Source organism: Streptomyces sp. 8L, from assembly GCF_020176795.1.
GTDB lineage: Bacteria > Actinomycetota > Actinomycetes > Streptomycetales > Streptomycetaceae > Streptomyces.
On sequence record NZ_JAIUKE010000064.1, the window covers coordinates 1 to 12594 of the forward strand.

General features: G+C 72.1%; 11 protein-coding genes. 2 read left to right on the forward strand and 9 right to left on the reverse strand.

Annotation, left to right across the window (positions count from 1 at the left end; translation table 11 throughout):
• Window positions 1-181: 181 nt before the first annotated feature.
• A complete protein-coding gene (locus tag LCE31_RS07360; protein WP_225013186.1) occupies window positions 182-1564 on the reverse strand; it encodes a glycine--tRNA ligase in 1383 nt (460 codons plus the stop codon).
• Between the two features lie 152 nt (window positions 1565-1716).
• Between LCE31_RS07360 and LCE31_RS07365 the strand changes: the two genes are divergently transcribed.
• Complete coding sequence (locus LCE31_RS07365) at window positions 1717-2136, forward strand: Fur family transcriptional regulator (protein WP_225013196.1); 420 nt, start codon at window positions 1717-1719, stop codon at window positions 2134-2136.
• A 147-nt stretch (window positions 2137-2283) separates the two neighbouring features.
• Here the strand turns inward: LCE31_RS07365 and LCE31_RS07370 are convergent, their stop codons facing one another.
• The 3 genes from LCE31_RS07370 to LCE31_RS07380 form a co-directional block, all read right to left on the reverse strand.
• Window positions 2284-3114 carry an isoprenyl transferase gene (locus LCE31_RS07370; RefSeq protein ID WP_225013187.1) on the reverse strand — a complete coding sequence of 277 codons (831 nt, stop codon included), beginning with the start codon at window positions 3112-3114 and terminating at the stop codon, window positions 2284-2286.
• 190 nt (window positions 3115-3304) lie between these two features.
• Window positions 3305-4111, reverse strand: a complete 807-nt coding sequence (gene recO / locus LCE31_RS07375; protein ID WP_225013188.1) for a DNA repair protein RecO — start codon at window positions 4109-4111, stop codon at window positions 3305-3307.
• A 114-nt stretch (window positions 4112-4225) separates the two neighbouring features.
• Window positions 4226-5152 carry a LysR family transcriptional regulator gene (locus LCE31_RS07380; RefSeq protein WP_225013189.1) on the reverse strand — a complete coding sequence of 309 codons (927 nt, stop codon included), beginning with the start codon at window positions 5150-5152 and terminating at the stop codon, window positions 4226-4228.
• A gap of 72 nt (window positions 5153-5224) precedes the next feature.
• Here LCE31_RS07380 and LCE31_RS07385 point away from each other — a divergent pair, with 72 nt between their 5' ends.
• Window positions 5225-5995: an SDR family oxidoreductase gene (locus LCE31_RS07385; RefSeq protein WP_225013190.1), complete on the forward strand. Its 771-nt coding sequence runs from the start codon at window positions 5225-5227 to the stop codon at window positions 5993-5995.
• Between the two features lie 73 nt (window positions 5996-6068).
• Here the strand turns inward: LCE31_RS07385 and LCE31_RS07390 are convergent, their stop codons facing one another.
• From LCE31_RS07390 to LCE31_RS07410, 5 genes are all read right to left on the reverse strand, one after another.
• Window positions 6069-6779, reverse strand: a complete 711-nt coding sequence (locus tag LCE31_RS07390; protein ID WP_225013191.1) for a TerB family tellurite resistance protein — start codon at window positions 6777-6779, stop codon at window positions 6069-6071.
• A gap of 216 nt (window positions 6780-6995) precedes the next feature.
• Window positions 6996-8744 (reverse strand): 2-isopropylmalate synthase, encoded by a 1749-nt coding sequence (gene leuA / locus LCE31_RS07395; RefSeq protein WP_225013192.1) that lies wholly within the window; start codon window positions 8742-8744, stop codon window positions 6996-6998.
• 486 nt (window positions 8745-9230) lie between these two features.
• Entirely contained in the window at window positions 9231-10190 is a 960-nt protein-coding gene (era, locus tag LCE31_RS07400; RefSeq protein ID WP_225013193.1) for a GTPase Era, read from the reverse strand.
• Between the two features lie 51 nt (window positions 10191-10241).
• Window positions 10242-10616 carry a cytidine deaminase gene (locus tag LCE31_RS07405; protein ID WP_225013194.1) on the reverse strand — a complete coding sequence of 125 codons (375 nt, stop codon included), beginning with the start codon at window positions 10614-10616 and terminating at the stop codon, window positions 10242-10244.
• 106 nt (window positions 10617-10722) lie between these two features.
• Entirely contained in the window at window positions 10723-12195 is a 1473-nt protein-coding gene (locus LCE31_RS07410; RefSeq protein WP_225013195.1) for an MFS transporter, read from the reverse strand.
• Window positions 12196-12594 lie beyond the last annotated feature (399 nt).

The window sequence follows — 12594 nt, forward strand, 5'->3', positions numbered from 1 at the left end:
GCGCGGCGGTTCGTGCTTGTGGTCGACCGTTCCTGTGTGTGGTCGGCCGACCTCCTCCCGGCCGCGGGCGCCCTCACGCCCGAAGGGCCCGTCCCCCCCGTGGGGGCAGGCCCTTCGTACGGTGCCGGCGGTGGTGCCGATGCCGGTGCGGTGCCGGTTCCGCGGCAGCGGCCCCGCGGTCTCAGCAGCCGAGGAGGCGCGAGCCCAGGTACGCCTGGATCTGGTCGAGGGAGACGCGCTCCTGCGCCATGGTGTCGCGCTCGCGCACGGTCACGGCGTTGTCGTCCAGCGTGTCGAAGTCGACGGTCACGCAGAACGGCGTGCCGATCTCGTCCTGCCGGCGGTAGCGGCGGCCGATGGCGCCCGCGTCGTCGAACTCGATGTTCCAGTTGCGGCGCAGGTCCTCCGCGAGGCCCTTGGCCTTCGGCGACAGCTGCGGGTTGCGGGACAGCGGCAGGACCGCGACCTTGACCGGCGCGAGACGCGGGTCGAGACGCATCACGGTGCGCTTCTCCATGACGCCCTTCGCGTTCGGCGCCTCGTCCTCGTTGAACGCGTCGAGCATGAACGCGAGCATGCCGCGGCCGACACCGGCGGCGGGCTCGATCACGTACGGCGTCCAGCGCTCGCCGGCCTCCTGGTCGAAGTACGACAGGTCGTGGCCCGACGCCTTCGCGTGCGCGCCCAGGTCGTAGTCCGTACGGTTCGCGACGCCCTCGAGCTCGCCCCACTCGCCGCCGCCGAACTGGAAGCGGTACTCGATGTCCGCCGTCCGCTTGGAGTAGTGGGACAGCTTCTCCGCCGGGTGCTCGAACCAGCGCATGTTCTCCTCGCGCATGCCGAGGCCCGTGTACCAGTTCCAGCGCTGCTCCAGCCAGTACTCGTGCCACTTCTCGTCCTCGCCCGGCTTGACGAAGAACTCCATCTCCATCTGCTCGAACTCGCGGGTGCGGAAGATGAAGTTGCCCGGTGTGATCTCGTTGCGGAACGACTTGCCGATCTGGGCGATGCCGAACGGGGGCTTCTTCCTCGAGGTCTGCTGGACCTGCGCGAAGTTGGTGAAGATGCCCTGCGCGGTCTCGGGCCGCAGGTAGGCGACCGAGCCCGAGTCCTGCGTCGGGCCGAGGTGGGTGGACAGCAGGCCGGAGAACTGCTTGGGCTCGGTAAAGGTGCCCTTGTTGCCGCAGTTGGGGCAGTTGAGGTCGGCCAGGCCGTTCGCGGGTGCCTTGCCGTGCTTCTCCTCGTACGCCTCTTCAAGGTGGTCGGCGCGGAAGCGCTTGTGGCAGTAGGTGCACTCGGTGAGCGGGTCGGTGAACGTCTCGACATGCCCGGACGCCTGCCACACCTCGGTGGCCAGGATCACCGAGGAGTCAAGGCCGACCACGTCCTCGCGCGAAGTGACCATGTAGCGCCACCACTGGCGCTTGATGTTCTCCTTCAGCTCGACCCCGAGCGGCCCGTAGTCCCAGGCGGCCCGCTGACCGCCGTAGATCTCACTGGACGGGTAGACGAAGCCACGGCGCTTGCTCAGGTTGACGATGCTGTCGATCTTGTCGGCGGCCACGGTGCTCTCTTCATTACGATGACGGCGAACGGCGAATACCTCAGATTAGCGGCGGCCTCACCCCCCGGATCAAATCGGAGGCGGCTGGCAGAATGGAGGGAGCGGTGAACGAGGTACTGCTGTTGAAGCCCCACGAAGCCCAGGAGGCATCTGTGACGACCGCGCACAGTGACGGACCCCCCGTACGCGGCAGGTCCACCCGCCAGCGTGCGGCGGTAGCGTCCGCCCTGGACGAGGTCGAGGAGTTCCGCAGCGCGCAGGAACTGCACGACATGCTCAAGCACCGGGGCGACTCCGTCGGCCTGACCACGGTCTACCGTACGCTCCAGTCCCTCGCCGACGCGGGCGAGGTCGACGTGCTGCGCACTACGGAGGGTGAGTCCGTATACCGCCGGTGCGCGAGCGAGTCGCACCACCACCACCTGGTGTGCCGGATGTGTGGCGCGGCCGTGGAGGTCGAGGGCCCCGCCGTCGAGCAGTGGGCCGAGACGGTCGCCGCGCAGCACGGATACGTGGGCGTCGCGCACACCCTGGAGATCTTCGGTACGTGCGCGGACTGCGCGGGCAAGTAGCGGCACGCAGGTGGCCGGGCCGGGCGCCGGCGGCGGTTGCCGCCCGGCTGGTGCGGCCACCGCCCGTCCGGGCCGGGGGCCGTCGGTGCGGGCCGGCCACCGCCCGTGGCTTCGGCTCGGCCCGCCGCCCGCTCCGCCGTCCGCCGCCTACTCGGCCCGGTCGGTGCGACCCGGCTGCTCGGCCAGGTTGGGCAGTGCGCCGCCGAAGCGCCGGTCCCGCTGCGCGTACTCCAGGCAGGCACGCCACAGGTCGCGCCGGTCGAAGTCGGGCCACAGCACGTCCTGGAACACCATCTCCGCGTAACTGCTCTGCCAGATCAGGTAGTTGGACGTCCGCTGCTCACCGCTCGGCCGCAGGAAGAGGTCCACGTCCGGCATGTCCGGGTAGTACATGTACTTGGCGACGGTCTTCTCGTTGACCTTCGAGGGGTCGAGCCGCCCGGCCGCGACGTCCTCGGCGATCGCGCGCGCCGCGTCCGCGATCTCCGCGCGGCCACCGTAGTTGACGCAGAAGTACAGGGTCATCGCGTCGTTGCCGACGGTCTGCTCCTGCGCGACCTGGAGCTCCTGCACGACCGACTTCCACATCTTCGGCATGCGGCCGACCCAGCGGATGCGGATGCCCAGCTCGTCCATCTCGTCGCGGCGGCGGCGGATCACGTCGCGGTTGAAGTTCATCAGGAACCGCACCTCGTCCGGGGTGCGCTTCCAGTTCTCGGTCGAGAAGGCGTACAGCGACAGGTTCTTCACACCCATCTCGATGCACCCCTTGAGGACGTCCATCACGACGCCCTCCCCCACCTTGTGCCCCTCGGTGCGCGGCAGGCCGCGCTCCTTGGCCCACCGGCCGTTGCCGTCCATCACGACCGCGACGTGCTTCGGCACCAGTTCGCCGGGGATCTTCGGCGGCTGGGCACCGGAAGGGTGCGGCTCCGGCGTCTTGTACTCGCGGCGGGAACGCCCCATGAGTCGTGCCATGCCCCGTGCTCTCCTGACTTCCCGAAGGCGGTATGCCCCCCGGACAGCTCTGACCCGCGATGTTCTTGACCGCTGCCGTGCCCGGAGACCCCGTCAGCGTATTCCGGGCCCCGCGGCGGGGGCCAGCCGGCGTATTACGGGCCTCGCGGCGAGGGCCGGCCGGCGCCGTGCCCGGCCCGGCGCACGCACGCTACGCGCGGCCGGGCACGTCGTGCGCTGCGGATGGGCGGGCGCCGCCGCGGCGGCCGTGGCCCGTGTCGACGTACTTGAGGGAGCGCAGGCCCCGCTCCAGGTGCCAGTGCAGGTACGCGGAGACGAGGCCGCTGCCCTCGCGTACATGGCGGTCCTCCGAGGCGTCCGCCGTGCCCCAGTCGCCCGTCAACAGCGCGCTGAGCAGTCTGACCGCCTCCGTGGAAGGGACGACGCTGCCGGGGACGCGGCAGTCGCCGCAGACGATGCCGCCCGCCGCGACGGAGAAGAAGCGGTTGGGGCCGTCGAGGCCGCACCGCGCGCAGTTCTCGAAGCTGGGCGCGTAGCCGTTGACGGCGAGCGAGCGCAGCAGGAACGCGTCGAGGATCAGGTGCGGGGCGTGCTCGCCGCGGGAGAGCGTCCGCAGGCCGCCGATCAGCAGCAGGTACTGCTGTACCGCGGGTTCGCCCTCGTGGTCGGTGAACCGCTCGGCGGTCTCCAGCATCGCGGTGCCCGCGGTGTAGCGGGCGTAGTCGGTGACGATGCCGCTGCCGTAGGGCGCGATGGTCTCGCCCTGCGTGCACAGCGGCAGGCCGCGGCCGACCAGTTCGCTGCCGCGCGCGAAGAACTGCACGTCGACGTGGGAGAAGGGTTCGAGCCGCGCCCCGAACTTCGACTTGGTCCGCCGCACCCCGCGCGCGACAGCGCGGACCCGCCCGTGGCCGCGGGTCAGAAGCGTGATGATCCGGTCGGCCTCACCGAGCTTCTGGGTCCGCAGTACGACGCCGTCGTCCCGGAACAGACTCATGGCGTCCATTGTCCCGTACGGCACACGCGGCGCCGGGCCAGGTGGCCGACCGGGCGGAAAGGGCGGGTCACGCGGTCGGTACGACGGCATGGCCGACCGCGCGGAAAGGCGAGGTCACACGGTCGGTACGACGGTCTCCGCCGTCGCCGTGCGCAGCGCCTCCGCGACCCGCCGTGCGGACTCCGGCAGCCGCCCCGGCAGCCGGGCCAGGACCATCCTGCGCCGCTCGTCCGACCCGCCGTGCACCGGCAGAACGCGTACGCCCGGTGGCGCGTCGGCGGCGAAGAAGCCGGGCGCCGTGGTCAGGCCGCAGCCCGCGGCGACCAGGCGCAGCCGCGCGAACCAGTCCTTGGTGGTGTGCGCGATCTCGGGCCGCCCGCTGAGGCCGGGCCACGCGCCCAGGTGCGGTTCGTCGTCGGAGGAGCGCCCCGCGATCCACCGCTGTCCTGCGAGTTCCGCGACGGGGACGGAGTCGAGCTCGGCCAGCGGATGGGTCGTCGGCACCGCCACGTACAGGCTCTGCTCGACCAGCGTCTCGGTCACCAGCGCGGGCTCCTCCGCGTCGGGGGCGCGGAAGGGCGGGCGCGCGCCGATCAGGGCCAGGTCGACACTGCCCGCGCGCAGGGCCCGCAGCAGCGTGGGCGTGTGCCCCTCCCGGCTGACGACGGTGATGCCGGGATGCGCCCGGCGCAGCAGGGTCAGCGCGCGCGGCAGCACGACCGCGCCCGCGCTCGGAAACACACCGACGCGTACGGTGCCGGTCTCCGCCGGCATGCCGCGCAGTTCGCGGTCGGCGGCGTCGATCTCGTCGAGCACGGCGGCGGCCCGCCGCAGCACGACGCGGCCGGTGGCGGTGAGCCGCACACCGTCCTGCCGGCGCTCGAACACCGGCCCGCCCGCGGCCCGTTCGACGGCGGCGACCTGCCGCGATACGGCGGACTGGGTGTAGCCGAGGGAGGCCGCGGCGGCGCTGAACGTACCGCGGTCCGCGATCTCCCGCACCACCCGCAGCCCCGGCAGGGACACATCGAGGAAGGTCATGACTCCTACGCATAACACACATGCGAGTGTTTCGTTGGACGCATACCCTGCCCCGTTCCTACGGTGGAGGACATGGCACAACTGGTAGCAGATCCCGAAGGAAACCCCGAGGCAGTCGCGGGCAAGGTCGTCGCGATCACGGGCGCGAGCAGCGGCATCGGCGAGGCCACCGCGCTGCTGCTGGCACGGCGCGGCGCGCGGGTCGTCCTCGGCGCGCGGCGCCCCGAGCGGCTCAAGGAACTGGCCGTACGGATCGAGGAGGCGGGCGGCGAGGCCGCGTACCTGCCGACCGACGTACGCGTACGGGACGATGTGACCGCGCTGGTCCAACTCGCCCGCGAGCGCTTCGGCCGCCTCGACGTCCTCGTCTCCAACGCGGGCGTCATGCCCGTCTCCCCGCTGGACGAACTGCGGGTCGAGGACTGGGAGGCGATGGTCGACGTGAACATCAAGGGGGTGCTGTACGGCATCGCCGCCGCGCTGCCCGTCTTCCGCGCCCAGGGTGCGGGCCACTTCGTGCACACGGCGTCCACCGCCGCCTTCCGCACCGTGCCGACGCAGGCGGTCTACTCGGCCACCAAGCACGCCGTACGGGCCCTGTCCGAGGGCCTGCGCCAGGAGGCGGGCGACTCGGTGCGGGTCACGACCGTCTCCCCGGGCTTCACCCGCACGAACTTCACGGACGGCGTCACGGACCCCGCGGTCCGCGCCCAACTCACCGAGCGCGCCGAGGCGATCGCGATGGACCCGTCCGCGATCGCCCGCGCCATCGCCTTCGCGATCAGCCAGCCGTCCGAGGTGGACGTCAACGAACTCGTCGTACGGCCAACAGCCCAGAGCTGAGCGCCCCGTTCTCCCGGGGGAGGCCGGCGCGTGCGCGACCCAGGGGCCGTGGACCGGGACCGGGAGGTGTCCGTCAGGACGGTGTGCGGGAGGCTGCTGCCAGTAGGCCTGCCGTGACGTCGGGGGCCAGTTGCAGGGCGCCGCCTACCGTCGTCAGGACCTCGCGCTCCGCCGGGCTGTACGCGCCGTCCGCGAGGGCCACGCGTGCCGCGCCCAGCACGATGGACTCGCGGCCCGCCGCCGCCAGATGCGGGGCCAGGGGCTCCAGGGCCTCGTGGAGCTCGATGGCGAGCGCCGCGCCGCAGGGTCCCGGGTCCGCGACGAACCGGCCCGTGTCGGCGGCGAGGGCCTCGACGAGCTCGGTCAGCTGGTCCTCGGTGCAGTCGTCGAAGCCGGCCGCCCTGACCACGCTGACCGCGGTCTCCCTGACCGTGCGCGACCCGGTGCCGCCCGCCGTCAGCACGGCCAGCGTCACGGTGTGGACGGCGTCGCGCAGCATCGCGGAGAACCGGGCCGTGGTGGGGTGGTCGAGGGCGTCGAGGCCGAAGTGCGTACGGCAGGCGCCGCACTCCACGACCGGGCCCGCGCTGCCCCGCGCCATCAGCGGGATGCCGAGGAGGGTGAAGCGGCGACGGCCCGTGCGGCGCCGGTAGTTGCGGTCGCCCCCGCAGTCGGAGCAGAAGAACTCGCCGTCCCCCACGGTGCTCCACGAGGTGTGTGTGCCGCAGATGCGCAGTTTCCGGCCGCTTATTCCTTGAGCTCGCAGCACGTCGCGCACCTCCATAACGGTTCGGCATCGTCGCCGTGGACGTGATGTTAGCCACATCCCCGTAAGTACGTCAGTACCCCGTACTCAGTTCACCAGACATGGCCGAACCCCGCCCCCCGGAAGTGGCGGGCGGGGTTCGGAGAACCCTCAGGTCAGAGAGGTGCTACGGACAGTGATCAAGCGGTTGTTCCCCGCCGCCTCACTTTGTGTGATCACCCGTCGACGGCGTGATCACCGGGCCGCGCGGTTGACCGCGGAGACGACCGCCTTCAGCGAGGCACGCGTCGTGTTCGCGTCGATACCGATGCCCCACAGCACCTTCCCGTCGATCGCGCACTCGATGTACGACGCGGCCTGCGCACGGGCGCCCTCGCTGAGGGTGTGCTCCTGGTAGTCCAGCAGCCGCGCGTCGATGCCGACGGTCGCCAGGGCCTCGAAGAAGGCGGAGATCGGGCCGTTGCCGGTGCCCGTCAGCTCGTGCTCCTGGCCGTCCACCGCGGCCTGCACGGCCAGGGTGTCGCGACCCTCCGTGTCCACCGTCGACTGGCCGGACCGCAGCTGGACCCGGCCCCACGGCTTGTCCGGATTCGGCAGGTACTCGTCCTGGAAGACCGACCAGATCTCGCCGGGCGTGACCTCGCCGCCCTCGGCGTCGGTCTTCGCCTGGATGATCCGGGAGAACTCGATCTGCATGCGCCGCGGCAGGTCCAGGTGGTGGTCGTTCTTCAGGACGTACGCCACACCGCCCTTGCCGGACTGCGAGTTGACGCGGATGACGGCCTCGTACGACCGGCCGACGTCCTTCGGGTCGATCGGCAGGTACGGCACCTCCCACCGCGTCTCGTCCACGCCGACGCCCCGCGCGGCGGCGTCGGCCTCACGCGCGTCGAACCCCTTCTTGATGGCGTCCTGGTGGGAGCCGGAGAAGGACGTGTAGACCAGGTCGCCCGCGTAGGGGTGGCGCGGGTGGATCTCCATCTGGTTGCAGTACTCGCTGGTACGGCGGATCTCGTCGATCGCCGAGAAGTCGATCTGCGGGTCGACGCCCTGCGAGAACAGGTTCATGCCCAGCGTCACCAGGTCCACGTTGCCGGTGCGCTCGCCCTGCCCGAACAGGCAGCCCTCGATCCGGTCGGCCCCGGCCATCAGGGCCAGTTCGGCGGCGGCGACGGCGGTGCCGCGGTCGTTGTGCGGGTGCACGGACAGGCATACGTGTTCACGCCGCGACAGGTTGCGCGACATCCACTCGAACCGGTCCGCGTGCGTGGAGGGCGTCGAACGTTCCACCGTGGCGGGCAGGTTGAGGATGATCTCGCGGCCCTCCTCCGGCTGCCAGACGTCCATGACCGCCTCGCAGACCTCCAGCGCGAAGTCCAGCTCGGTGTCCGTGAAGATCTCCGGGCTGTACTGGTAGCCGAACGTGGTCTCGGGGCCGAGGATCTTCTCGGCGTACTCCACCACCAGCCGGGTGCCGTCCACGGCGATCTGCTTGATCTGGTCCTTCGTACCGCCGAAGACGACGCGGCGGAAGGTCGGCGCCGTCGCGTTGTACAGATGGACGGTGGCCCGGTGGGCGCCGCGCAGCGACTCGACGGTCCGCTCGATCAGCTCCTCGCGCGCCTGCGTCAGGACGGAGATGGTCACGTCCTCCGGGATCGCGTCCGGGTCCTCGATGATCGAGCGCACGAACGCGAAGTCCGTCTCGCCGGAGGCGGGGAAGCCGACCTCGATCTCCTTGTAGCCCATGCGCACCAGCAGGTCGAACATCTCACGCTTGCGGGCCGGGGACATCGGGTCGATCAGGGCCTGGTTGCCGTCGCGCAGGTCGGTGGAGAGCCAGCGGGGCGCCACCGTGACGCGGTTGTCCGGCCAGGTGCGGTCGGGGATGTCCACGGCGTCGTACTTGCCGTACTTGTGGACCGGCATCCCGGACGGCTTCTGGGTGTGCGTCGCGTTCGTGATGGGCGTCTGACGGGACATGGGGCGTAGGGCTCCTCGTGGTGTCCGCGGCGGCCGTGGAACGGCCGGGTCCGCGTGGGACTGGGACGGCCGACGGGGCGGTTGGTCACCGCAGCACCGAACTCCGCGGGGAGGGGGCCGACCTACGACAACAGACCCTCACCGCGGCAGCTAAGGAGAAGCAGCCCGTAACGCATGATGTCGGAACTGTATCCCAGGTCCGGCGGCGGTGAGAGACCCGTATCAGCATGCGGGACCGGGGCGACGGGCACGCAGGCCGGGGCGGTGGCGGGTGCCGGGCCGTACAGGCCGGGCGGTGACGGGTTCCGGAGCCGTACGCCCTACGCCGTACGGGCCCGGCGGGTTGCTGTGATACGGGTCACGGCGGGCCGCGCCCTGGCCGCGGTGCCTGACCGGATCAGGGCGCCCGACCGGAGCGGGGCGCCCGACCGGAATGGAGCGCCCGACCGGAACGGGCGCCTGACCGGGGCGCGGCCCCGGGTGCGGTCAGAATCCCAGCTTGCGGAGCTGCTTGGGGTCGCGCTGCCAGTCCTTGGCGACCTTCACGTGCAGGTCCAGGAAGACCGGGGTGCCGAGGAGCGCCTCGATGTGCTTGCGGGACTTCGTCCCGACCTCCTTGAGCCGGCTGCCCTTGGGGCCGATGATGATGCCCTTCTGGCTGGGCCGCTCGATGTACACGTTGGCGTGGATGTCCACGAGCGGCCGGTCCGCGGGGCGGTCGGTGCGCGGCAGCATCTCCTCGACCACGACGGCGATCGAGTGCGGCAGTTCGTCGCGTACGCCTTCGAGCGCGGCTTCCCGGATCAGCTCCGCGACCATGACCAGCTCGGGCTCGTCCGTGAGGTCGCCCTCCGGGTACAGCGGCGGGCTCTCGGGCAGCAGCGGTACGAGCAGATCGGCCAGGAGGCCCACCTGCTGGTCCCCGACCGCGGACACCGGCACGATCTCCGCCCACGCGAACCCGAGTTCGTCGGCCAGCCGGTCGATGGCGATCAGCTGCTCGGCCAGTGTCTTCGAGTCGACGAGGTCGGTCTTGGTGACGACAGCGACCTTCGGCGTCTTCTTGATCCCCGCCAGTTCCTTGGCGATGTACCGGTCACCGGGGCCGAGCTTCTGGTCGGCGGGCAGGCAGAACCCGATCACGTCGACCTCGGCCCAGGTGGTGCGCACCACGTCGTTGAGGCGCTCGCCGAGCAGTGTGCGCGGCTTGTGCAGGCCCGGGGTGTCCACCAGGATCAGCTGGGCCTCGGGCCGGTGGACGATGCCTCTGACCGTGTGGCGCGTGGTCTGCGGGCGGTTGGAGGTGATCGCCACCTTCTGGCCCACCAGAGCGTTCGTGAGGGTGGACTTGCCCGCGTTGGGGCGGCCTACGAAGCAGGCGAAGCCCGCCCTGTGGGGTGTCTCGGCCGTCTCGGACGATGGGGTGCTGACGCTCATGGGGGCCATTCTCCCCGATCGCCGCGGCCGCGCCGACCACCCGGGCCGCGCCCGCGCCCGTCAACCCGCCGTGACGGCCGAGCGTACGGTGCCGTCGGGGCCCGCCAGGAACACCGGCGTCGCCGCGCCGCCGAGGTCGCGCACCGCGGCCCGGTCCTCGTCGGCGACCGCGTCCGCCGCCGAGACCACGGCCGCCGCCTCCAGCGAGGTCGCACCGCTGGCCACGGCCATCGCGACCGCCGTGCGCAGGGCGCTCAGCCGCAGCGAGTCGAGGGCGACCGTGCCGGCGACGTACGTACGGCCGGTCTCGTCGCGTACGGCGGCGCCCTCCTGCACCCCGTTGCGGGCACGGGCGCTGCGCGCCAGCGTGACGATCTTGCGGTCCTCTGCGTCGAGGGCGGAGGCTTCCTGACCTGGTCCCGTGCTCTGCGTCATGGGCCCGAGCATAGGGAAGCCGGGCGGCGCGCGGAGCGCCGGGAGCGGGCGGAGGCCGGGTGGCGAGGTGGCGGTGTGGCGGTGTGGCGACAGTCCGCGGGCGCGTTCATCGGGCCGGGGATGTCTTCGGGGGTTCGGTACGGGCGCGCCGCGCCGCCCAGCTCATCTCGGCGACGACGAGGGCGCCGGCCGCCAGGACGATCAGCGCGACGGTCTTCAGCGCCGTGTCCGCGCCCGTCGTGTAGGCGCTGACGACGGCCGCACGGTGCGCCGGGGCCGCTGCCAGGGCCTCGGCGACGGTACGGGGGGTGTGGCCGCCGGCCAGGGCGCCGGGGGCCACACCGTGCAGTTCCCGGACGAAGCGGGACGTGAGGAGGGTTCCGATGACCGCGACGCCGAGGGCGCTGCCGAACTCCCTCGTCATCGCCTGGAGGCCGCCCGCGACGCCGGCCTGCTCGCGCGGCAGCGCGGCCGTGATCGCCGCGGTGAGCGCGGGCAGTGCGAGGGTGACGCCGGTCCCGACGACGACCAGCCAGGCCGCGTAGACCGGATAGCCGTCGTCCAGGCCGGTGGCCAGGCCGAAGAGGCCCCCGCCGATGACGAGGAACGCGGCCGTCAGGACGAGCCGGTCCCCGACGCGGTGCACCAGGGCCGGGACATACCGTGCGCCCAGCAGGAGCGGGGCGCTGAGCGGCAGGGCGCCGAGCCCGGCCTGGAACACTGAGAAGCCGCGGCCGTACTGCAACAGCGAGGCGTTGAGGAAGAAGAAGCCGAACATCCCCGCGAAGACGATGAGCATGCCCAGGCACGCGGCGCGCAGCGCGGGCACCTTGAACAGCCTCGGGTCCAGCAGTGGTTGGGACACCCGCAGCTCGCCGACGGCCCACAGCCCGAACAGGACGAGCGAACACGCGAACGCCCCGATCACGACGGCGCTTCCCCAGCCCTGTTCCGGTCCCTGGATGATCCCGATCAGCAGCGCGAAGGCGGCCAGTGTCAGGACCACGGCGGCGCGCAGGTCGAGGGCGCGCTGGTGGCGCGTACTGCGCGGGGCGACCCGCGCGACCCAGAGCGCGCACAGCACGGCCGCCGGCGCGACGACCGCGAACAGCAGGCGCCATGAGCCGGCGGTGAGCACGGCGCCACCTGCCAGGTTGCCCACGCCGCCGCCCACGCCGGACATGGCGGCCCAGGTCGCTATCGCGCGCGGGCGCCGGACCGGCTCGGTGGCGTGGATGAGCACGGCGAGCGCGTTCGGCAGGACGCACGCGGCGCCGGCGCCGCTGATCGCGCGCCCGGCGAGCATCACCGCCACGTCGCCCGCGGCGGCGGAGACGAGGGCGCCCACGGCGAAGAGGAGCAGGCCGCAGATGAGCACTCCCTTGCGCCCGAAGCGGTCGCCGAGCGCGCCGGCCGGGATCACCAGGCAGGCGAACAGGGTGACGTAGGCGTCGACGATCCACAGGAGCTGCGTGGACGAGGGGTGCAGGCCGCTGGTCGCGAGCGCGGGGATCGCGAGGTTGATCGAGGCGACGAATCCGACGACGAGGACGGTGCAGACGCAGACGCAGGCCAGCACGGCCCCCGCCCGGCCGCGCCGGGCACCGCCGGGCGACGCCGCCGGGGCCGAAGGGGCTGGTGCATCTGATGGGGTGGATGAGGTAGATGAGGCCGATGGATCTGATGGGGTGGATGGGACTGGTGGATGGAGGCGGGACACGAGTGACTCCAGACGCGTGACGCGGTGCGCGGTGCGCGTGACGGATGGCGCGGTGCGCGGTGCGCGTGACGGATGGCGCGGTGCGCGGTCCGCACGACGGATGGCGCGGTGCGCGTGACGCACCGCGTAAGGCATTGACGCAGCGCGCGTGATACCTGACGCACTGCGCGTGACGGATGGCGGTGGGGCGCGGGGGGGGGCCCCCCCCCCCCCCGCCCGCGCGGCGCGCGGGGGGGGGGGGGGGCCCCGCCCCCGGGC

Bases quoted from the DNA above. Each gene is read 5' to 3' on its own strand.
- LCE31_RS07370 (WP_225013187.1), bottom strand. From the start codon at position 3,114: ATGGCACGACTCATGGGGCGTTCCCGCCGCGAGTACAAGACGCCGGAG.
- recO (WP_225013188.1), bottom strand. From the start codon at position 4,111: ATGAGTCTGTTCCGGGACGACGGCGTCGTACTGCGGACCCAGAAGCTC.
- LCE31_RS07380 (WP_225013189.1), bottom strand. From the start codon at position 5,152: ATGACCTTCCTCGATGTGTCCCTGCCGGGGCTGCGGGTGGTGCGGGAG.
- LCE31_RS07385 (WP_225013190.1), top strand. From the start codon at position 5,225: ATGGCACAACTGGTAGCAGATCCCGAAGGAAACCCCGAGGCAGTCGCG.
- LCE31_RS07390 (WP_225013191.1), bottom strand. From the start codon at position 6,779: ATGGAGGTGCGCGACGTGCTGCGAGCTCAAGGAATAAGCGGCCGGAAA.
- leuA (WP_225013192.1), bottom strand. From the start codon at position 8,744: ATGTCCCGTCAGACGCCCATCACGAACGCGACGCACACCCAGAAGCCG.
- era (WP_225013193.1), bottom strand. From the start codon at position 10,190: ATGGCCCCCATGAGCGTCAGCACCCCATCGTCCGAGACGGCCGAGACA.
- LCE31_RS07405 (WP_225013194.1), bottom strand. From the start codon at position 10,616: ATGACGCAGAGCACGGGACCAGGTCAGGAAGCCTCCGCCCTCGACGCA.